We start from the raw sequence: 19472 nt of genomic DNA, 5'->3' as shown, positions 1-19472 counted from the left end.
ACGCGGTGCGCGTACTCATCGTGACCGCGGGGAGTTGGGGCGACGTCGCCCCGTACACGGGACTGGGCGTGCGGCTGCGCTCGGCGGGCCACGAGGTGTCCCTGGCCACCCATGAACGCTTCGAGCGGGCGGTGACCGCCCACGGGCTCGGCTTCCGGCCGCTGCCCGTCGACCCGCGGCAGGAGCTGGCCTCGCGGACCGGCCAGGGCCTCGCCAGGGCGGTGAGCCCGCCCGTTGCCCTGGCCCAACTGATGCGGATGGCAAGGGCGTTCATGCCCGGACTGGCCGCCGGGGTCGCGGACGCCGTCCGGGCGGGCACCGACGTCGTCCTCAGCTCCACCGTCACCGACCCGATGTGTGCGGCGCTCGGCGAGGCCCTGGGGCTGGAGAGCATCGGGGTCTACCTCCAGCCGGTCCATCCTTCCGGCGCCCATCCGCCGATGATCACCGGTGCCCGCACCTTCGGCACCCACGGCAACCGGCTGGCCGCACACGCCCTGTGGCTCGGCAGCGAACGGATCTTCGCCCCCGCCGTCACCGCCCTGCGCCGCGAACTCGGCCTGCCGCGCCGGAGGTTCAGCGGACCGCTCGGTCTGCCGCGCGAGCGCCACGTCCTGCACGGCTTCAGCGCGCACATCGTCCCTCGGCCCACGGACTGGCCCGCCGGGCACCGGGTGAGCGGCTACTGGTGGCCCGAAACGCCGCCCGAGTGGAAGCCCGACCCGCGGCTCCTCGACTTCCTCGCCGCGGGACCGCCCCCGGTCTTCGCCGGCTTCGGCAGCTTCGTCACCGCCGAGTCCGAGCGGCTGAGCTCCCTGCTGGTCGACGCCATGCGCCGGGCCCGGGTGCGCGGCATCGTCCAGGCCGGCTGGAGCGGGCTGCACGCCGAGAACGATGACGTGATCACCGTGCAGGAGGTCCCGCACGCCTGGCTGTTCCCCCGGACGGCCGCCGTGATCCACCACGCCGGGGCCGGCACGACCGCGGCCGGACTCCGCGCGGGCACCCCCGCCGTCCCCGTTCCGGTCCAGCTGGATCAGCACTTCTGGGCCAACCGCCTGCACGGCCTGGGACTCTCACCCCGCCCGTTGCGCTTCCAGCGGCTGACCGCGCCGAGCCTGGCGCAGGCGATCACCGTGGCCGTCCACAGTCCCGTCCTGCGCGCCCGCGCCCGGGACGTCGCCGACACCCTCGCCCGCGAGGACGGCACCCGCCAGGTCGTCGAGACCCTCGACCGGCTCGGCTGACCCGCACCGTGACCTGAACACGCCGTACGCTGAAAACACCGCGCCCTGCAGACACCGCCCCTCAAGACATGGCGGCGGTCCGCTCGGTCAGCAGGGCCGCCGCACGCCGGCACCAGTCCCGCGACTCCCGCTCGAAGGCAAGCCCGCGCAGGCACGTCAGATAGGGGCCGACACGCTCGCCGGTGCGCAGGAACTCCTCCTCGTCGGCCCCGCCCCGCAGCCGCACCAAGAACGCCTCCAGGACCTCGATCTTCGCGTCGGCGACCGCGGCCCGTTCCGTGAGCTGCGCGATGACGGGCGCGGCGGCGACGCCGTCCACGGCCTGCACCTTGACCAGCAGGTCGTCGCGGATGAAGGACGGCTTCGCCGCGCGGGCGGCGAACCGCTCCATCTCGGCGAGGCCCTCCTCGGTGACCCTGAACAGCCGCTTGTTGGGCCGGCCCTCCTGGACCACCTCACGCCCGGCGACCAAGCCCTCCGCCTCCAGCCTGGCCAACTCGGCGTAGAGCTGCTGGGGCAGGGCGTGCCAGAAGTTGGCCACGCCGATGTCGAAGCCCTTGGCCAGTTGGTAGCCGCTGTACTCGCCGTCCAGCAGTGCCGCGAGCACCGCGTGCCGCAGAGCCATCGCCCGGCTCCCCTTCCCTTGCGCCGCCTCGTACCCCCATCATAGTCATCAATGTGACTACTCAGATTCATGACTATGGAGGCACCATGATCCACCCCACCGCCGCGCGCTTCCGCGCCCTCGTCGAGCAGCGTGACCTCGACGGGATCGGGGAGCTGTTCACGCCGGACGTCCGCCTCTACAGCCCGGTGAAGTTCACGCCCTTCGACGGGCGCCCGGCGGTCCTCGGGCTCTTCGGTGTCCTGCTGCGGACGTTCGAGGACTTCCGGTACGTCGGTGAGTACGCGGGCCGGGCACGGACCAGCGTCGACGACACCGAGGCCGCGTCGGACGTGCTGCTGTTCCGTACCACCGTGAACGGCAAGGAGGTCCACGGCATCGACCTGCTGCACTTCGACGAGGAGGGCCGGATCAAGGAGTTCACGGTCATGGTCCGCCCGCAGTCCGCCGTCCAGGCGCTCGGGCAGGCCGTGTACGCGGGGCTGGTGGCGGACGGCCTGGTTCCGGCCGCGGGCTGACCCTGTCGCCGACGACGGGCCGCGCCCTGACGTGTGCGCCGGACGATGGATTCCGTCACCTGCCCGGCGGCCGTCCGCATGCGCCCGCCGCTCCCGCCACGTTGGCTCTTCGTCAGGTAGCACGGGCGATCCCCGACTCTCGGCGGCGCATGGGTTGTACCGCCTCCCGTGTCACCGGAGGGCAGACTCATGCGTACCACTCAGATATGTGTCCGGGCCGGCGTGACCGTCGCCGCCGCCGCGCTGCCGCTGGCCCTGAGCGCCCCTTCGGCGTTCGCGGGCGGCGACCTCACCGTCACCGCCACCGGGTCCACCGTGACGGCCACCACCACCGCGTGCGGTACCGGTGGCGGCACGGCCTCGCTCATGGGCGGCACCAACGCGAGCTTCGCCGGCGGACAACAGACGGAACTGATGAACGGCACCGCTTCGTGGCGGAACGTCGGAGCAGGCACCTACACGGTGCTCGTCGCCTGCAAGGACGGCTCCTCGGCGGGGCCGAGAACCGTCACCGTCGGCGCGGCGCCGACGTCCTCCTCCACGACGGCGCCCTCGCGCGGCGTCCGCGGAGGGCTCGGGGGCGGTTCGGAGGACCGGGGCACGCTCACGCTCGTCACGGGCGGTGGCCTGGTGGCCGCGGCCGCGGTCGGCGGCGGTGTCTGGTACCTGCGCCGGCGCCGGGGCGCGGTCAGCCGCTTCTGATCCTCCGATCGAGGCCGCGGGCACAGTTCCTGGTGTCCTGAACGACTGCCGCTCACCTGTCGGGACGAAGGTGGGCGGCAGTCGCGTGCGGCGCCCCCCTGCCTCACGCCGCTCCTCCTGCCCCGCACCCCTCCCCTCCCCCTCCCGGCGACGCGCCCTTGCCCGGTCCCGGCGAACCGACTTACCGTCCTCCCAGCCGACCAGGGAGGGCGTGCTCATGCCACGACCGCTCAGCGTTCAGCTCTATTCCGTGCGCGATCAGCTCGTCGCCGACCGGGCCGGGACCCTGCGCCGGCTCGCCGCTCTCGGATACGGCGCCGTGGAGGCGTACGACGTCCTCGGCGACCCGAAGGGGCTGCGGCAGCTCCTGGACGACCTCGGTCTCACGGTCTCCGGCACGCACGCCGTGCAACTGCTCGGCCCGGAGCCGGAATCCGTCCTCGACGCGGTGGCGACGCTCGGCACCGACCACGCGATCGTCCCCGCTGGCATCGCGCCCGAGGAGTTCACCTCGCGCGACGGTCTGGCCCGGATCGCCGACCGCCTCAACTCCCTTGCCGCGGTGGCGGAACGGCACGGCATACGGATCGGCTACCACAACCACTGGTGGGAGATCGAGCCCCGCTTCGGCGACCGGCACGCCGTCGACGTGCTGGCCGAACTCCTCGACCCCGCCGTGTTCCTGGAGATCGACACCTACTGGGCGGCGGTCGGCGGCGCCGACGTTCCCGCGCTGCTGCGCCGCCTCGGGGACCGCGTCCGCGCCCTGCACCTCAAGGACGGGCCCGGCACCAAGGAGGACCCGAACGTGGCCGTCGGCGGTGGCGTCATGCCGGTGCGGGACATCCTCGCCGCGGCGCCCGACGCCTGGCGGATCGTCGAGTTCGACTCCTGCGCGGGCGACGCGGACGCCCTCTTCGACGCGCTCGGCGCCAGCCGGGCCCACCTCGCCTCCCTGGCGGCGTCATGAACCACGCCCCGCTCGGCGCGGGCCCCGTCGGCGTCGCCGTCATCGGCGCGGGCGTCATCAGCGCCCAGTACCTGCGTACGTTGCGCGGGTTCCCCGACGTGCGGGTCGTGGCCGTCGCCGACCTCGACGAGGAGCGGGCCGCCGCGGTGGCCCGTACCCACGGCATACCCGTGGCGGGCGGCCCCGCGATGGTGCTCGCCCTTCCCGAGGTCGAGATCGTTGTCAACCTCACCGTGCCGGCGGCGCACGCGCAGGTGGCCGCGGCCGCGCTGCGGGCCGGCAAGCACGTGTACGGCGAGAAGCCGATCACGCTCGCGCCGGGTGAGGCGGAGAAGCTGCTCGCCGAGGCGTCCGAGCGCGGGCTGCGTGTGGGCAACGCGCCGGACACCTTCCTCGGCGCGGGCCTGCAGTCGGCGCTGCGGGCGGTGGCGGCCGGGCACATCGGCGCGCCCGTGGCGGCGACGACGGTGACCCAGGGCCCCGGTCCCGAGTCATGGCATCCCGACCCGGCGTTCTTCTACCAGCCGGGCGCGGGGCCGCTGTTCGACCTCGGCCCCTACTATCTGACCTCGCTCGTCGCCCTGTTCGGCGGGGTCGCGCAGGTGGCCGCGGTGGCGGCACGCGCGCGTGCGGAACGCGTCGTCGGGTCGGGGCCGAAGGCGGGGCAGGTGTTCCCCGTCGACGTACCGACCCATGTGGCCTCACTCATCGGGTTCGCCTCCGGGGTGCGCGTCGCCTCGACGTTCAGCTTCGACTCCGCGCTGCGCCGCATCCGTTTCGAGATCACCGGGACCGACGGCACCCTCGCGGTGCCCGACCCGAACACGTTCGACGGCCCGTTGCGCGTGCTGCCCCACGGCAGCGACGAGTGGCGCGAACTGCCGGTCCGCGGGCGGACGGACGGGCGCGGGCTCGGCGTGGTCGACATGGCGCGCGCCCTGCGCACGGGCACCGCCCACCGGGCCTCCGGCGCGCTCGCCCTGCACGTCCTGCAGGCGATGACGGCGATCACGGACTCGGCGGCGCGCTCGGAGTTCCTGCCGCTCGCGACCCAGCTCGTGCCCCCGGAGCCGCTCCCCGACGACTGGGACCCCGAGGAGCCGACCCTCGGCGGGTGAACCGGGCGAGGACGCCTGGAGCCGCGGTGAAGCTGAGGCGGCGCCACCTGATGACGACCGGTCCGCGCGGTGAGACGTTGCGCACCCGGGGAGCACCGGGCCGCAACCGCCCGGGCCGACAGCGCCGCCCCGGCGGCATCAGGACGGGGACTGCCATGACGAAGGAGTACAAGGGCGTCGTCTACGCGGAGAGCCAGAAGGAGGCCGAGGTCCTGCTGCTGGCCTTCTGCGACCGCATCGACTTCGCGCGGGAGTGGATCTCCGACGCGACCTGGCAGAACACGCTCGACATCGCGTGCAAGAAGGACACCGGCATCGACACCGCCGAGAAGGCCATCCTCGGGGACCAGCAGGAGCGTCAGAACGCGACGCAGAAGGCGGCCAGGCAGGCGAAGATCTCCGGGGACGAGGAGGAGATCCTGGGCCAGATCGAGGGTGTCAACGCCTTCGACGAGCACGCCGTCCGGATCTTCCAGCAGGTGTGCGCCCAGTACATCGGGGGCGGCGGCCTCAACATGACGTACGGCACGAAGCTCGGCCAGAGCCGCTACGACGATCCGTGCGGCCACTGGCGCCGGGTGGGCAAGATCGCGGCGGCGGCCGACGGCAAGGTGTTCCGCGGCTTCGACTACCTGCCCGTCGAGAACAAGGAGCAGAAGGGCAAGGGCAGCACCGGCGACACCCTGGAGCGCCGCACCAAGCAGGGCAACTTCTTCGTCACGGTGGTCAACATCCGCTTCAACGTGCACATCAACATCAGCTAGCCGCGGAAGTGTCGGCCTGACCCCGCGGACGGGCAGAGGCGCCGTGCCGTCACGGCGCCTCCAGCTCCTCGATCGCCCGCGCGAGCCACTGCGTCCAGAAGGTCTCCAGGTCGATGCCCGCGCGCAGCACGACATGGCGCAGCCGGTCCTCGACGGCGTCCTTGTCCGGCGGGAAGTCCCGCCGTTCGATCTCCTCGTACTCGGCCAACTGGCGCCGGTGCAGGTCGAGATGGCGGTGCAGCTCGTCCTGGATGCCGTCCGTGCCGACGACCGCCGCGGCCCGCAGGCGCAGCAGGAGGGTGTCGCGCAGCGGCTTCGGGTCCTGCCTCTCGGCCGTCCAGCGGGCCAGTTCGGCGCGGCCCGCCGGCAGTACCTCGTACTCCTTCTTCTGCCCGCGCGTGGCCCCCTGCGGGGGCAGCGCGCGGATCGCCCCGTCGCGCTCCAGCCTGCCCAGCTCGCGGTAGATCTGCTGGTGCGTGGCCGACCAGAAGTAGCCGATCGACTTGTCGAACCTGCGGGTCAGTTCCAGGCCCGACGACGGCCTCTCGAGGAGGGCGGTGAGGATGGCGTGCGGGAGAGACATGGGGCAATCCTAGGGACGGCCCCGTACGGGCGAGGCTCTCTCAGAGCGCGGCGGCGAGCTCCGTGCCCTGCTTGATGGCGCGCTTGGCGTCCAGCTCGGCGGCGACGTCGGCGCCCCCGATGAGGTGGGCCGTGACGCCGGCGGCGACGAGCTCCTCGTACAGGTCGCGGCGCGGCTCCTGCCCGGAGCAGAGCACGACGGTGTCGACGGGGATCACGGACGACTCGCCGTCGACGGTGACGTGCAGGCCCGCGTCGTCGATCAGGTCGTAGGTGACGCCGGCGACCATGGCGACGCCGCGGTGGCGCAGTTCGGTGCGGTGGATCCAGCCGGTGGTCTTGCCGAGGCCCTTGCCGACCTTGGACGCCTTGCGCTGGAGCAGGTGGACGGTGCGCGGCGGGGTGGGCCGCTCGGGCTCCGTCAGACCGCCGCGCTCGCGGTAGTCCATGTCGACGCCCCACTGCCGGAAGTACGTCGCCGGGTCCAGGCTCGCCTTCTCGCCGCCGTCGGTGAGGAACTCGGCGACGTCGAAGCCGATGCCGCCGGCGCCGATGATCGCGACCCGCTCCCCCACCGGCGCGCCGTCGCGCAGCACGTCGAGGTAGCCGACGACGCTGGGGTGGTCGATGCCGGGGATATCGGGGATGCGGGGCGTGACACCGGCGGCGACGATCACGTCGTCGTATCCGGCCCCGGCAAGCTCCTCCGCGGTGACGACGGAGTTCAACCGGACGTCGACGCCGCGCAGTTCGAGCTGGGTGCGGAAGTAGCGCAGGGTCTCGTCGAACTCCTCCTTGCCCGGGACCTTGCGGGCGACGTTCAGCTGTCCGCCGATCTCGGGGGCGGCGTCGAAGAGGGTGACGTCGTGGCCCCGCTCGGCGGCCGACACGGCGAAGCCGAGTCCCGCGGGCCCTGCGCCGACGACGGCGAGGCGCTTCTTGGCGCGGGTCGGCGAGAGCACGAGCTCGGTCTCGTGGCAGGCGCGCGGGTTCACCAGGCAGGAGGTGATCTGCAGGTTGAAGGTGTGGTCGAGGCAGGCCTGGTTGCAGCCGACGCAGGTGTTGATGGCGTCGGCCTGCTCGGCCTTCGCCTTCGCGACGAAGTCGGGGTCGGCGAGCAGCGGGCGGGCCAGCGACACCATGTCGGCGGCGCCGTCGGCGAGCAACTGCTCGGCGATCTCCGGGGTGTTGATGCGGTTGGTGGTGACGAGCGGGACGGAGACCTCGCCCATGACCTTCTTGGTGACGAAGGTGTACGCGCCGCGCGGCACCGAGGTCGCGATGGTGGGGATGCGTGCCTCGTGCCAGCCGATACCGGTGTTGATGATCGTGGCGCCCGCGGCCTCGATCTCCTTGGCGAGGTGGACGACCTCGTCGAGGGTCGAGCCGCCGGGGACGAGGTCCAGCATGGAGAGGCGGTAGATGAGGATGAAGTCCGCGCCGACCCGCTCCCGGATGCGCCGGACGATCTCGACGGGGAAGCGGATGCGGTTCTCGTAGGAGCCGCCCCAGCGGTCGGTGCGGGTGTTGGTGGGGGCGGCGATGAACTCGTTGATCAAGTAGCCCTCGGAGCCCATGACTTCGACGCCGTCGTACCCGGCGAGCTTCGCGAGCTCGGCGGCGCGCACGAAGTCCTCGATGGTCTGCTCGACCTCGTCGTCGGTGAGCTCACGGGGTACGAAGGGGCTGATGGGCGCCTGGAGCGCGCTGGGGGCGACCAGCTTGTCGTGGTAGGCGTACCGCCCGAAGTGCAGGATCTGCATGGCGATCTTGCCGCCCTCGGCGTGCACGGCCGCCGTGACGGCCCGGTGCTCGGCGGCCTCCGCCTCGGTGGTCAGCTTGGCGCCGCCGTCCCAGGGGCGGCCCAGCTCGTTCGGTGCGATGCCGCCGGTGACGATGAGGCCGACGCCGCCGCGGGCGCGGGTCGCGTAGAACTCCGCCATCCGCTCGAAGCCGTTCGGGGCCTCTTCGAGGCCCACGTGCATGGAGCCCATCAGGACCCGGTTGGGCAGGGTGGTGAAGCCCAAATCGAGCGGGTTCAGCAGGTTCGGGTATCGGCTCATGCGGCGCCTCCGTACGCGGTGTCTTCGGGAACAGTTGTAGACCAGCGTCACACCCTTATGCAACTAGTTGCATAAGGGTGTGACCGGCGACGCTCCGGCCGAAGCCCGGGCAGCGTCATGTCCGAATCCCGCCAGCCGCGCTCGCGCGCGCGACGCAGACTGGTTCATGCGGGCATTGAGAACCCGCACGGATCACGGCACGACCGAGGAGAGTCCCATGACCGTCCACACGACGTTCGACAGCCCGCTGGGCGAGCTGCTGCTGGTGGGCGAGCAGTCGGCCACCGCCAAGGGCGGCACCGCGCTCGTCTCGCTGTCCATGCCGGGGCAGAAGGGCGCCGCCGTCGTCCGGGACGGCTGGACGCGCGACGACGCGGCCTTCGACGCGGTCACCGCGCAGCTGCGCGCGTACTTCGCCGGGAGCCTGACCCACTTCGAGATCGAGTACGCCGCCGGGGCGGGCACCGCGTTCCAGCGCAGGGTCTGGGACGCCCTGGACACGGTCCCGTACGGCACCACGACCACCTACGGGCGGCTCGCCGAACAGCTGGGCCTCTCCCGAATCGCGGTCCGCGCCCTGGGCTCCGCCATCGGACGCAACCCGCTGCTCGTGGTGCGCCCCTGCCACCGCGTGATCGGCGCCGACGGCTCCCTGACCGGGTACGCGGGCGGCCTCGACAACAAGCGGCGGCTCCTGGACCTGGAGGCGGCATGACCACCACCACCCGGTCCGCGTCCGCGGCGGTCGACGCCGCGGACTGGACCGCGCTCGCCGCCGAGCTCGACGCGCACGGCTGCGCGCTCACGCCGCGGCTCCTCGACCCGGCCGCGTGCCGGCGCATCGCCGGCCTGTACGACGACCTGACGCTGTTCCGCTCCACCGTCGACATGGCCAGGCACCGCTTCGGCTCCGGCCAGTACCGCTACTTCACCCACGACCTTCCCTCCGCCGTCGCCGAGCTGCGGGCCGCGCTCTACCCGCACCTGCTCGCCGTCGCCCGCGACTGGGCGGCCCGCCTCGGCCGCCCGGCGCCCTGGCCGGACTCCCTGGAGGAGTGGCTCGACCGGTGCCACGCGGCAGGCCAGACGAGGTCGGCGCAGATCCTGCTGCGCTACGAGGAGGGCGACTGGAACGCCCTGCACCGCGACCTCTTCGGCGACCTGGTCTTCCCGCTGCAGGTGGTCATCGGCCTGGACGAGCAGGGCCCCGACTACACGGGCGGCGAGTTCCTGCTCGTCGAGCAGCGTCCCCGCGCACAGTCACGGGGCACGACGACGGTCCTCCCCCAGGGCCACGGCCTGGTCTTCACCACCCGCGACCGCCCGGTCCGCTCCGCCCGCGGCTGGTCGGCCGCCCCGGTACGCCACGGGGTGAGCACGGTGCGGTCGGGACTGCGCAGGTCGCTGGGCCTGGTCTTTCACGACGCGTCGTAGGCGCCTCGCGCCGACCGCTCGCGGGCCTACTCGAACCCGCTCACGCGCAGGGTGATGTTCACCCGTCCTGCGAGGCCGAGCTCCGGCGGCCCCGTGCCGGGGCGCACCCGCGGCACCCCGTGGTACGCGAGGCGGGACGCGCCGCCGAAGACCACCAGGTCGCCGCTGCGCAGGTCCACGTCCGTGTAGGGCCGCGTACGCGTCTCGGTGTTGCCGAAGCGGAAGACGCCCGTGTCGCCGAGGCTCAGCGACACCACGGGGGCGTCGGACTTCTCGTCGCTGTCGCGGTGCATGCCCATGCGCGCGTCGGCGTCGTGGAATGGAGAGCGTGATGCGCAGGTCCCGGTACTCAGCCCAACGGGCGTGGTCCTGCGCGAACTTGCCGAACCGGGCGCCGCCCTGCTGGTAGCGCGGCTCCTTCTCGTTCGGCTCCGACGCGAACATGATCGGAACCGAGCTCCATCAGGTCCACCGCCGCCGAGCCCGGCCGGATCGGGCCCGTTGCGGTAGACAGCCGCTTTGCGGCTATACCGTTCTTCGGACACCGCGTACCTGCGGGCGGACAGGATCTCGTCCTGCTCCGTACCCAACCGTCGGTAACCGAGCGGCTGGCAGAAGCCGAGACCGAAGAACAGACCCGCCGCCTCTGCGCCATTGGTCCCACAGGTCCCGCTCCGGGGCAAGGTCCTCCTCCTCGTATATCGCCCCCGAAGGCTTATGGGCCCGCTCCTGGGCCTCCAACTCCTTGACGCGCGCGGCAGGGCCTTCCTTGCTCAAGTCCTGTGGGTTTCCACCCTGGTTGAGACGTTCGGTGGTACGGCGACGCCGGTCGGCGTACAGGGCCTGCTCGTCCTCCTTGAGCTGGTCGCCCCGGCGGGGGCCGTAGGTGCTGCGGTCCCGCTCGGAGCGGCGGCGTTCGAGTTCTGCTTCGACCTTTAGCGGGCACCGAACTGCTGCTCGTCGGACGGGTCCCCCTGCGTGAATGCTGCTTTGCCCTCTCGGAGGAGGGCTAGATATTTCCGGCGGTTCAGCTCCACCGGGCTGGCTCCTAACTCTGCTTCGGCGGGAACAGCGGGTCTTGCCCGCCGTGTTCAGCGTCCACCGTCCCGCCGGCGCCGCTGCCGCTGGATTCGCTGTGGGTGCGGGTCATCTGTGCATCATCAACGTCGATGGCCCAGACATCCGGGTCCGTGTACCGCCGCACCTGGCCGGTGGCATCGCGGACCCACTCGGTAAGCGTGCCGTCTGGGGCCTGATCGCGCCACGCCTCTTCTCCGTCTGCGCCTTTGTAGGCGGCGAACGCGTTGGCTGGCTCGGTTTCGTCGCCCTCGTCATACATATCGCCGGACCATGGACGTGCGTCGTCTTCCGGCTCTGCCACCGGCGTGGCGCCAGCATCCTGTGAAGTTGCGGCCGGGTCGCTGGGCGGCGGAACGGTTTCGTCGGGAACTTCCTCCGTGGCACTCTCTTCGACGGGAAGAGGGTTCACGTCCTCCGCTTCTTTGGCGGGGGTGGCCGCCGCTGCGTTCGCGTCTGGTGCGACTGGTGGCGCGTCTGCCTCGGTGGTCTCTGCGTCGGGGATGTCCTGGTCCTGCTCTTCGTCGTCCCCGAACGGCTTGGCGCCCTTGGGGAGTGCCTTGATGGCCAATCCGTATCTGGTCACAACGAGCACAGTGGAGCACGGCCGAACCTTGCGTCCATGTGAACAGCTGGCAGTAGCGTGTTGGGTATGGATGGTCATACGGCACGCGAGCACAGCATTGAGTGGCGGCAGATAGAGGACGCTTGGCAGCGTATTGAGTCCTGGCTTGAACGGAACGCTCCGGCGACATTCGCGAGCCTGCTGCCCGGCGCTTCCGAGGCGGAGCTCGACGAACTGCAGGCGTCTTTGGGCGTGCGTCTGCCCGTCGGGCTGAGGGCGCTGTGGAGCCGGCGGGCAGGCGTGGGGCCGGAGTCGACGCCTGGATTCATGCCGCGGGAGAGTGTGCTGATGTCGTTCGAGGTCGTCCGTCTCGTCTATCAGGAACAACTGTCACTGCATCAGCGCAAGGCGCAACGGAAGACGGCTGGTGCGGAAGAGGTGACGGGGTGGCGTCCCTCCTGGGTCCCCTTTGCTGCGATCGGTGCGGATGCTCTGTCTGGTCTGTCTGTAGACGCTGAGACCGGCAGGGTCTGGTACTGGTGTGAGTATGCGGAGCTCAGCGTGCAGTTCGAGTCGCTGACGGACTTCGTGGAGGAGATGGCTGACGTCCTCGAAATTCCGTTGCTCGCAGCAGAGGCGCGGGTCGGCCTGATGAACGGGTTCTTGGTGTGGGGGGAGCCGCAGGATACGGCCGAGCGTGCGGCATGGGAGCCGTTGGCAGGGTGAGGCGTGTGGGGTGAGTGTTCGCCCTCACCCCACACGTCACGAAGGTTTAGCTGATCTTCTTCCACGCGCAGGTGCCGCTGGCGGTGGTGCAGTGTTCGAAGCCGGGGTTACTGAGGTAGAAGGCGTCGTTGTCGAGCATGCGCCAGGCGGGAGCCGGAAATTCTTTGAAGGCTTCATTGTTTTGCACGCGGGGGATCGTGGCGCGGCCGCACTTCTCGGCGCTGGAGGGGCCGTTCTTGTCCTTGCGCGTGTCGGCGAAGAGGCCGAAGGAGCTCCCCGACGGGTTGGCGTAGAGCTGTGCGCACTTGTCTCCTGAGGAGACCTGGTACTTGTTGCTGGCGTCGGGGTATCCGCCACTTTCGTGGGTTGAGGCCATGGCGAACTCGTCACAGGACGGCGGCGACCCCATCGAGGCGTCCATGGGATGTTTCTCCCATGAGGTCGGGCAGACCACCTTGCGGCTGTCGTCCGTGGACCACGGTTGGCCGCTCGTGTTGGTTTTGGTGGTGTCCGGACCAAGGTAGTGCATTGGCGCGTCGCCGGTACCGGGCTTTCCGATCATGCGTTGCTGCATGAACCAGTAGTAGGCGCCGGCCGCCGGGTACTTGTTGGTGTCCATCGTGTAGGTCGGGGTGTAGTACGGAAGTACACACCCGGGTGTTTGGCTACCCGTGCTGAGATCGTCGCAGCGAACCTTGAGTTCTTTACCGCTGGTGCCGAAGTTGGCGCGCGCGGCGAGGTCAAGATCGACGTCGACAGCGCCGACCATGTCCCATGTCAGGCCGATGGTCTCCTTGCCGGTGCCGGTCCACTTTGTGGTGGTGCTGGCAACCTGCGTCTGGCCGACCTCGCTGTCCAACCAGTAGCCCCGCTCGGCCTCTCCCGTCTTGTAGTCCTTCCAGGCCACTTGGGTGCTGGTGCAGTGGTCACAGACCGTTCCTGCGTTCCAGGTGAGGCGGACGCCAAGAAGCTGCGGGTCGATGGAGGTGGGAGTGACGAACAGCTGCTGGTCGAACTCCGCGAAGTCACTGCCGCCGGACGTCTTGTTCGGGTACGCCTTCAGCCGTTGCTGGAAGTTGAACGTCGCCACACCGAAGGGCGGCTTGTCCCGGTCTCCGCCCGAAGTGAAGATCAACTCGGCGCTGCCGACATTGTTCAGGCAGGCATCGGCGCGGTTGATGTAGTCGTGGCCCGACGGCTTGTCGGAGCACCATGACACGAGGTCCGGAACCTCTGCCCTGGGGGAAAGCAGAGACTTCTGCTTCTCGGATGCCGGGTGGAACTTGAGGCACACCTGGCGCCCCTGGGCGTCGGCCTTTGAACAGTTCGTTCCTCCGGCCTTGCGGATCGCCAGCGCACCGGGGTCGCTGCGGAAGATCTCTTGTACCTTCTGGGCCACCGGGTCGATGTTTGAACTCGTCTGCGGCGCCGGGAAGGTCGCGTAGGGCGCGATCCGGAACTTGGCCCACGGAGACCATTTCGTCTCATACAGGCCGCCGTCGAACGCGGACGTGTGGAAGGTGTAGGTGACGCCCGGCTTCAGCTTGCCGGGTGGAACGGTGACCTCGGCCGTGCTGCCGGAAGATACATACGAGGAGACGAGGACTCCGTCGTCATTGCCGGGGAACTTGACCAGGTCCTTCGCCTTCCCGTCGGCGTCAGTCGTCCAGACCTCGAACGTCTCGGTGCTCTTGTCGCCGTCCGCGTCGGTGACCGTATTGCGGAGGACCGTCTCTGGGCTTGTGGCGGTCCACACGTCGCCGGTCTTCTTGAACTCCGGACCAGCCTTGGGAGTCTTGCCGGACTCTGGCCTGCTGCCTGCAGTCACGGTGCGCGACTCGGGGCCTGCTGCAGGGCGGCTGGAAGGTGCCGCATTGGGGTCGATGCTTCCCTCGACTCCTACGGCCATTGCCGGACTGGAACCGAGAAGAAGAGCAAGGGCAGCACCTATGGCCGCCCTTCGCACTAACTGCGTCATCTGCCTGCGTATCAACCCATGTCTCCTTACTGGGAAGCGAGTTGCACAGTCCTTACCATGAGCCGTTTTATGCGGGCTGAGCATGCGGAAGCAATGCCACCAAGCGGCTAATGCACCTATTAATGCCGCATGTTTGACTGTGATTGGCATCACGGTTGTGCGGAATCCCGCCATTCCGTGGATCATGTGTGGCCAATGCATGCCGCCTCGACGCCTGTTGCAGATCATGCATACGGAACCCGGCTGTGTGTAGCTACGAATCGCCTGGTGGACGAACGGGTAGATGGTCCCGGACTTCAGTCCGGGACCATCACTTGTTCTTTCCTGCGCCGCTGCTTTCAAGGATGCTGGTATACCGGCGGAGGACTGCGAGGACAGTGGCCTCGTCGTTCCCGGCCACCACGCACAACGGGCCCGTGGGTGTCAGCGAGATCGATTCGCCTGTGTGCAGCTCGACGAGCGCGGCCACGCGGACGGAGCCGATCACCGGCCGGTCCGTGTCTCCGGTGACCTGCACCTGGTAGCAGAACCATCGTCGAACCGGCCAGTGGCGGTGTGCGGCATCGTCTCCTCCTTCATCGGGTGGCGAGCAGGCCCAGGAGGAAGGAGCGCATGTCGTCGTCCAAGTACCGGTCGCCGGTGAACATTGCCTGCAAGGAGCGCGCCAGGCTGTCACCCGTGTCGGTCCGCGTCTGTTGTTGCGCCAGGAGACGTCCCAGAGCGGTGCGGTCGAGCGTGCGGGCGCCGGGGCGGCCGGTGTGCGTGCGTGTGTACCAGAAGGTGCGCTGTGCTGCGTCAAGGTCCGGCAGGTGCGTCGCGAGGTGCTGAGCCAAGGCGTGTGCAGCCGTGCCCACCCCTGCGTCCTCAAGGGCAGCGACCGTGGCGCGGCCTGCCCCGGGCTCGTACCGGCCAGCAGCACCGGTCACCGCGGTGAGCCGGCGCCCTTCCGGCGTGGCCAGCCAGTCCCTGGGAATGAGGCGCTGGACGTCACGTACGGCACGCTCCGCATCAGATGTGGTGTCGCGGCCGAACACGATGCCCGCACTTCCCTGGGGGCCGAGGTCACGGACGTCGGCCAGGGCTGCGGCGACAGCATCCGGCACCGCGGTGGCGTACGAGGTCCGGAGGTTCGCCCCTGTGCGGCGGGCAGCTGCGGCGTCCCGGCGGGTGGCGGCAATCTCCACGTCGATGTCCAAGTCCAGGACGGGTGATCATGCCCGACCCGGCACCCCTCTTCTTCAGGTGCAGGGCCGCCGCAGCGTCGGAGCGCTCGGTGTACGGGAGCCCGCCGAGGCTCATGGCGAAGGAGCCGCGGACGTCATGAACAGTTCGTCGGCCGGTGCCATGCCCCCTCCTCGTGTCGCGGTCGTGTGGTCGGATCAGAACGGCCAGGTCCAGTCGGCGACCTCCGGCAGGTCCGTGCCGTGTTCGCGGATCCAGGAGTGGTGGCGGGTGCGGGCGTCGGCCATCGCCTGGCGTACGGCCGTCGCGCGCACGGCCAGACCGGGCACCCGGTCGATGACGTCCATGACGAGGCGGTAGCGGTCGAGGTCGTTGCGAACCACCATGTCGAACGGCGTGGTCGTCGTGCCCGCCTCCTTGTAGCCGCGCACATGCAGATGGGCGTGGCCGGTGCGGCGGTAGGCGAGGCGGTGGATCAGCCACGGGTAGCCGTGGTACGCGAAGATCACCGGCTTGTCCGGGGTGAACAGCGCGTCGAACTCGGAGGCGGACATCCCGTGCGGGTGTTCCTCCTGCGGCATCAGCCGGGCGATGTCGACGACGTTGACGACGCGCACGGCCAGATCGGGCAGGTGCTCGCGGAGCAGCGCCGCCGCGGCGAGGATCTCCTGGGTGGGCACGTCCCCGGCGCAGGCGAGGACGACGTCGGGCTCGCGGGAGCCGGCGTCGGTCCCGGCCCACTCCCAGGCGCCGGCGCCGCGCGCGCAGTGCGCCCGGGCCTCGTCGAGGGTGAGCCAGTCGAAGCAGGGCTGCTTGCCGGCGACGACGACGTTGACGTAGTCGCGGCTCTGCAGGACGTGCTCGGTGACGGAGAGCAGGGTGTTGGCGTCCGGCGGCAGGTACACCCGTACGACCTCGGGACTCTTGTTGAGCACGTGGTCGACGAAGCCGGGGTCCTGGTGCGAGAAGCCGTTGTGGTCCTGGCGCCAGACGTGCGAGGTCAGCAGGTAGTTCAGGGACGGCACGGGCGCGCGCCAGGGCAGCGCGCGGGAGGTCTTCAGCCACTTGATGTGCTGGTTGACCATCGAGTCGATGATGTGGACGAACGCCTCGTAGCAGGAGAACAGGCCGTGCCGGCCGGTGAGGGTGTAGCCCTCCAGCCAGCCCTGGCAGAGGTGCTCGGAGAGGATCTCCATGACGCGGCCGTCACGGGCGAGGTGCTCGTCGGTGGCGAGGGTGCGGGCCTGCCAGGCCTTGCCGGTCGCCTCGTAGAGCGCGCCGAGCCGGTTGGACTCGGTCTCGTCCGGGCCCACCACCCGGAAGTCGCGGCGCCCCGCGGTGTCCGCCATGACCTGCTCAAGGAGGTCGCCGGCGACGCGGGTCGGCTCGTGCAGGGTGGTGCCGGGCTTGTCGACGGAGACCGCGAACCGCTCCAGGGACGGCACCGGCAGCGGGCGGGTAAGACGTCCGCCGTTGGCGTGCGGGGTGGCGCCGAGCCTGCGGTCGCCCGCGGGCACGCAGGCCAGGACCTGCGAAGTCGGGCGGCCGTCCGCGTCGAAGAGGTCGCGCGGGCGGTACGAGAGGAGCCACTGCTCCAGTTGGGCCAGGTGCTCCGGGTTGTCGCGCACCCCGGCGAGGGGCACCTGGTGGGCGCGCCAGGTCCCCTCGACCGGCTCGCCGTCCACGGTCGCCGGGCCGGTCCAGCCCTTGGGCGTGCGCAGGACGATCACGGGCCAGCGCGGGCGGCCCTGCGCCCCGTTGCTCCGGGCGGCCCGCTGGATGGCGGTGATGCGGTCGAGGGCCTGGTCCATGGCCTTGGCCATCGCCTGGTGGACCTTGCGCGGGTCGTCGCCGCCCACGTACAGCGGCTCGTGGCCGTACCCCCGCAGCAGCGCGTCGAGTTCGGCCTCGGGGAGCCGGGCCAGCACGGTGGGGTTGGCGATCTTGTAGCCGTTGAGGTGCAGGACCGGCAGGACGGCGCCGTCGTGCACGGGGTCGAGGAACTTGTTGGCGTGCCAGGAGCCGGCCAGCGGTCCGGTCTCGGCCTCACCGTCGCCGATCACGCAGGCGACCAGCAGCTCCGGGTTGTCGAACGCCGCTCCGTAGGCGTGCGCCAGGGAGTAGCCGAGCTCGCCGCCCTCGTGGATCGACCCGGGCGTCTCGGGCGCCACATGACTCGGCACGCCGCCGGGGAAGGAGAACTGCCGGAACAGCTTCGCCATGCCCGCGGCGTCCCGTGTGACGTCCGGGTACACCTGCGTGTAGCTGCCCTCCAGCCACGCGTTGGCGAGGACCGCGGGACCGCCGTGTCCGGGACCCCACACGCAGAGCGTGTCCAGGTCACGTTCCTTGATGACGCGGTTGAGATGGGTGTGGACGAAGTTGAGGCCCGGCGAGGTGCCCCAGTGGCCGAGCAGCCGCGGCTTGATGTGCTCGGGTCGCAGCGGCTCGGTGAGCAGCGGATTGCTCATCAGGTAGATCTGACCGGCGGCCAGGTAGTTGGCGGCACGCCAGTGGGCGTCGAGCGCCGCCAGATGTTCCTTCGCCAGGGCTGCCACGGGCTTCTCTCCTCGCGGGGTTCGGGACGTACGACCGGTTCGGCGGTACGGCGGTGTACTGGCCGGGTTCCACGAGAGCGGCGGGTCAGTCGTACGGAACGGCTCATGCGCGTCCAGCACACCAGCCGTGCGGGACGCGCGCCACCGGGCGGGGCGCGTGGGCGAGGAGAGCGGGGCCGTGCGGGCGGCGGGTCAGTGGCCGCCCTTCACCGCCCGCAGCAGCACGAACTTCGGGTCGCTCGCCACGACCTCCGCGTTGCCGAAGAGCTTGCGGAGCTTGAGGTGGTAGCCGAGGTGGCGGTTGCCGATGACCCAGAGCTCGCCGCCGGGGCGCAGGGCGGCGCGGGCCCCGGAGAACATCCGGCGGGCCGTCACGTCGGTGGTGGCCTGGTGGCTGTGGAAGGGCGGGTTGTTCAGGACGAGGTCCACGGTGCCCGGCGGGACCACCGCGAGGGCGTCGCCGGCCACGAAGTGCGCCTCGGCGTCCTCGGCGGCGTTCGCCCGGAAGGTGGCCTCGGCGGAGGCGACGGCCTGGAAGGACTCGTCGATGAAGGTGACCGTGGCGTCGGGATCGGCCACGGAGGCGGCGGTGCCGAGCACGCCGTTGCCGCAGCCCAGGTCGACGACGTGGGCGCCGCCACGGGCGCGCGGCAGGTGCTTGAGGAAGAAGCGGGTGCCGATGTCGAGCCGGTCGGCGCAGAAGATCCCCGCGTGGTTGACGACGGTCAGGCCGGCGGCGGCGCCGGAGTCGGCGGGCAGCACGTAGCTGCCGGGCCAGGGGTTCGGGCCCGCCGCGCGCGCCGGGTCCGGCGTGCTGAAGATCAGGCGCGCCTTCTGCCGGGCCAGCGACGTCCTGGTCGGCCCGATGATCCGTTCGAAGAGCTCCAGGGTCGACGTGTGGATCTCGGTGACCATGCCGGTGCCCACGACGACGGTGCCCTCGTGCAGGGCCGGGGCCAGCCGGTGCAGCTGGTCCTCCAGGAGCGCGAGGCTCTTGGGTACGCGGACCAGGAGCACGTCGACGCGCTCGGGCGGGGCGTCCCGGGTGGTGAGGAGCCGGGCCGCGTCCGGCACGTGGCCCGCCCGCGCGAGATTGGCCCGGGTGGCCTGCTGGGCGAGGAAGGAATCGGTGATCTGCACGGGCACGCGCGCGTGCCCGGCGAGAGCGGTGGTCAGCGCGCCCCACCGATCGCCGACGACGACCACCGTGCCGGTGAGAGCGACGGCGTCCGTCCCCTCCTCCCCGGCGAGGTGGCGCAGCAGGTACGCGTCGGCGGCCGACCAGGCGCGCAGCTGGTCGCGGGGGTCCTCCGGGAAGCGGGTGAGGTCGTACGCGCCCCATGACGTGCTCAAACGGTTCATC

The 19472-nt window shown here is 70.7% G+C and carries 19 protein-coding genes and 1 pseudogene; 10 read left to right on the top strand and 10 right to left on the bottom strand.

All coding sequences use genetic code 11. The features are described from left to right. Positions 1–5: 5 nt before the first annotated feature. Positions 6–1247, top strand: coding sequence for a glycosyltransferase (locus ACFYO9_RS32540; protein WP_358775555.1), 1242 nt, complete (start codon positions 6–8; stop codon positions 1245–1247). Positions 1248–1308: 61 nt separating this feature from the next. On the opposite strand, the gene ACFYO9_RS32535 is transcribed toward ACFYO9_RS32540, so the two are convergent. Further along, positions 1309–1872, bottom strand: coding sequence for a PadR family transcriptional regulator (locus ACFYO9_RS32535; RefSeq protein ID WP_358775553.1), 564 nt, complete (start codon positions 1870–1872; stop codon positions 1309–1311). A gap of 86 nt (positions 1873–1958) precedes the next feature. Here ACFYO9_RS32535 and ACFYO9_RS32530 point away from each other — a divergent pair, with 86 nt between their 5' ends. From ACFYO9_RS32530 to ACFYO9_RS32510, 5 genes are all read left to right on the top strand, one after another. Beyond that, a complete protein-coding gene (locus tag ACFYO9_RS32530; protein WP_358775551.1) occupies positions 1959–2390 on the top strand; it encodes a nuclear transport factor 2 family protein in 432 nt (143 codons plus the stop codon). Positions 2391–2579: 189 nt separating this feature from the next. After that, positions 2580–3092: a hypothetical protein gene (locus tag ACFYO9_RS32525; RefSeq protein WP_358707549.1), complete on the top strand. Its 513-nt coding sequence runs from the start codon at positions 2580–2582 to the stop codon at positions 3090–3092. A gap of 217 nt (positions 3093–3309) precedes the next feature. Then, positions 3310–4062 carry a sugar phosphate isomerase/epimerase gene (locus tag ACFYO9_RS32520; RefSeq protein ID WP_358775549.1) on the top strand — a complete coding sequence of 251 codons (753 nt, stop codon included), beginning with the start codon at positions 3310–3312 and terminating at the stop codon, positions 4060–4062. Next, positions 4059–5180, top strand: coding sequence for a Gfo/Idh/MocA family oxidoreductase (locus tag ACFYO9_RS32515; protein WP_358775547.1), 1122 nt, complete (start codon positions 4059–4061; stop codon positions 5178–5180). The genes ACFYO9_RS32520 and ACFYO9_RS32515 overlap by 4 nt, the downstream gene beginning before the upstream one ends. A 155-nt stretch (positions 5181–5335) precedes the next feature. Next, on the top strand, positions 5336–5944 hold the full coding sequence (locus tag ACFYO9_RS32510; RefSeq protein ID WP_358775545.1) for a hypothetical protein: 609 nt from the start codon (positions 5336–5338) through the stop codon (positions 5942–5944). 49 nt (positions 5945–5993) lie between these two features. Here the strand turns inward: ACFYO9_RS32510 and ACFYO9_RS32505 are convergent, their stop codons facing one another. Both ACFYO9_RS32505 and ACFYO9_RS32500 read right to left on the bottom strand, forming a co-directional pair. After that, the gene (locus ACFYO9_RS32505) at positions 5994–6527 is read right to left on the bottom strand and encodes a PadR family transcriptional regulator (RefSeq protein WP_355812863.1); all 534 of its coding nucleotides are present in this window, start codon (positions 6525–6527) and stop codon (positions 5994–5996) included. 40 nt (positions 6528–6567) lie between these two features. Beyond that, positions 6568–8589 carry an NADPH-dependent 2,4-dienoyl-CoA reductase gene (locus tag ACFYO9_RS32500; RefSeq protein WP_358775543.1) on the bottom strand — a complete coding sequence of 674 codons (2022 nt, stop codon included), beginning with the start codon at positions 8587–8589 and terminating at the stop codon, positions 6568–6570. A 217-nt stretch (positions 8590–8806) separates the two neighbouring features. Between ACFYO9_RS32500 and ACFYO9_RS32495 the strand changes: the two genes are divergently transcribed. After that, on the top strand, positions 8807–9304 hold the full coding sequence (locus tag ACFYO9_RS32495) for a methylated-DNA--[protein]-cysteine S-methyltransferase (protein ID WP_358775542.1): 498 nt from the start codon (positions 8807–8809) through the stop codon (positions 9302–9304). Beyond that, positions 9301–10023, top strand: a complete 723-nt coding sequence (locus ACFYO9_RS32490) for a 2OG-Fe(II) oxygenase (protein WP_358775540.1) — start codon at positions 9301–9303, stop codon at positions 10021–10023. The genes ACFYO9_RS32495 and ACFYO9_RS32490 overlap by 4 nt, the downstream gene beginning before the upstream one ends. 26 nt (positions 10024–10049) lie before the next feature. On the opposite strand, the pseudogene ACFYO9_RS32485 reads toward ACFYO9_RS32490, so the two are convergent. Beyond that, positions 10050–10343, bottom strand: a pseudogene (locus ACFYO9_RS32485) (alpha-ketoglutarate-dependent dioxygenase AlkB); the annotation flags it as partial. Between the two features lie 397 nt (positions 10344–10740). Here ACFYO9_RS32485 and ACFYO9_RS32480 point away from each other — a divergent pair. Continuing rightward, positions 10741–10962, top strand: a complete 222-nt coding sequence (locus ACFYO9_RS32480) for a hypothetical protein (RefSeq protein ID WP_358775538.1) — start codon at positions 10741–10743, stop codon at positions 10960–10962. A 109-nt stretch (positions 10963–11071) separates the two neighbouring features. On the opposite strand, the gene ACFYO9_RS32475 is transcribed toward ACFYO9_RS32480, so the two are convergent. Then, entirely contained in the window at positions 11072–11686 is a 615-nt protein-coding gene (locus ACFYO9_RS32475; RefSeq protein ID WP_355812874.1) for a hypothetical protein, read from the bottom strand. 66 nt (positions 11687–11752) lie between these two features. On the opposite strand from ACFYO9_RS32475, the gene ACFYO9_RS32470 reads away from it, so the two are divergent. After that, entirely contained in the window at positions 11753–12391 is a 639-nt protein-coding gene (locus ACFYO9_RS32470; RefSeq protein ID WP_358775536.1) for an SMI1/KNR4 family protein, read from the top strand. 46 nt (positions 12392–12437) lie between these two features. Here the strand turns inward: ACFYO9_RS32470 and ACFYO9_RS32465 are convergent, their stop codons facing one another. The 5 genes from ACFYO9_RS32465 to ACFYO9_RS32445 form a co-directional block, all read right to left on the bottom strand. Beyond that, entirely contained in the window at positions 12438–14300 is a 1863-nt protein-coding gene (locus ACFYO9_RS32465) for a hypothetical protein (protein ID WP_358775534.1), read from the bottom strand. Positions 14301–14679: 379 nt separating this feature from the next. Beyond that, positions 14680–14886: a hypothetical protein gene (locus ACFYO9_RS32460; RefSeq protein ID WP_358775533.1), complete on the bottom strand. Its 207-nt coding sequence runs from the start codon at positions 14884–14886 to the stop codon at positions 14680–14682. A 58-nt stretch (positions 14887–14944) separates the two neighbouring features. Next, on the bottom strand, positions 14945–15565 hold the full coding sequence (locus tag ACFYO9_RS32455) for a hypothetical protein (RefSeq protein WP_358775531.1): 621 nt from the start codon (positions 15563–15565) through the stop codon (positions 14945–14947). A gap of 183 nt (positions 15566–15748) precedes the next feature. Further along, positions 15749–18109, bottom strand: coding sequence for a phosphoketolase family protein (locus ACFYO9_RS32450; RefSeq protein ID WP_358775529.1), 2361 nt, complete (start codon positions 18107–18109; stop codon positions 15749–15751). 192 nt (positions 18110–18301) lie between these two features. Then, on the bottom strand, positions 18302–19471 hold the full coding sequence (locus ACFYO9_RS32445; RefSeq protein WP_358775527.1) for a methyltransferase: 1170 nt from the start codon (positions 19469–19471) through the stop codon (positions 18302–18304). Position 19472: the final 1 nt, after the last annotated feature.

Source organism: Streptomyces sp. NPDC005863, from assembly GCF_042871345.1.
Lineage (GTDB): Bacteria > Actinomycetota > Actinomycetes > Streptomycetales > Streptomycetaceae > Streptomyces.
The sequence above is the reverse complement of the archived record's forward strand: the minus strand, read 5'-3'. Positions and strand labels throughout refer to the sequence as shown.

What these genes read in the sequence shown, in the direction of transcription:
- ACFYO9_RS32535 (WP_358775553.1), bottom strand. Translation starts at nt 1,872, where the DNA reads ATGGCTCTGCGGCACGCGGTGCTCGCGGCACTGCTGGACGGCGAGTAC.
- ACFYO9_RS32530 (WP_358775551.1), top strand. Translation starts at nt 1,959, where the DNA reads ATGATCCACCCCACCGCCGCGCGCTTCCGCGCCCTCGTCGAGCAGCGT.
- ACFYO9_RS32525 (WP_358707549.1), top strand. Translation starts at nt 2,580, where the DNA reads ATGCGTACCACTCAGATATGTGTCCGGGCCGGCGTGACCGTCGCCGCC.
- ACFYO9_RS32520 (WP_358775549.1), top strand. Translation starts at nt 3,310, where the DNA reads ATGCCACGACCGCTCAGCGTTCAGCTCTATTCCGTGCGCGATCAGCTC.
- ACFYO9_RS32515 (WP_358775547.1), top strand. Translation starts at nt 4,059, where the DNA reads ATGAACCACGCCCCGCTCGGCGCGGGCCCCGTCGGCGTCGCCGTCATC.
- ACFYO9_RS32510 (WP_358775545.1), top strand. Translation starts at nt 5,336, where the DNA reads ATGACGAAGGAGTACAAGGGCGTCGTCTACGCGGAGAGCCAGAAGGAG.
- ACFYO9_RS32505 (WP_355812863.1), bottom strand. Translation starts at nt 6,527, where the DNA reads ATGTCTCTCCCGCACGCCATCCTCACCGCCCTCCTCGAGAGGCCGTCG.
- ACFYO9_RS32500 (WP_358775543.1), bottom strand. Translation starts at nt 8,589, where the DNA reads ATGAGCCGATACCCGAACCTGCTGAACCCGCTCGATTTGGGCTTCACC.
- ACFYO9_RS32495 (WP_358775542.1), top strand. Translation starts at nt 8,807, where the DNA reads ATGACCGTCCACACGACGTTCGACAGCCCGCTGGGCGAGCTGCTGCTG.
- ACFYO9_RS32490 (WP_358775540.1), top strand. Translation starts at nt 9,301, where the DNA reads ATGACCACCACCACCCGGTCCGCGTCCGCGGCGGTCGACGCCGCGGAC.
- ACFYO9_RS32480 (WP_358775538.1), top strand. Translation starts at nt 10,741, where the DNA reads ATGGGCCCGCTCCTGGGCCTCCAACTCCTTGACGCGCGCGGCAGGGCC.
- ACFYO9_RS32470 (WP_358775536.1), top strand. Translation starts at nt 11,753, where the DNA reads ATGGATGGTCATACGGCACGCGAGCACAGCATTGAGTGGCGGCAGATA.
- ACFYO9_RS32465 (WP_358775534.1), bottom strand. Translation starts at nt 14,300, where the DNA reads ATGGCCGTAGGAGTCGAGGGAAGCATCGACCCCAATGCGGCACCTTCC.
- ACFYO9_RS32445 (WP_358775527.1), bottom strand. Translation starts at nt 19,471, where the DNA reads ATGAACCGTTTGAGCACGTCATGGGGCGCGTACGACCTCACCCGCTTC.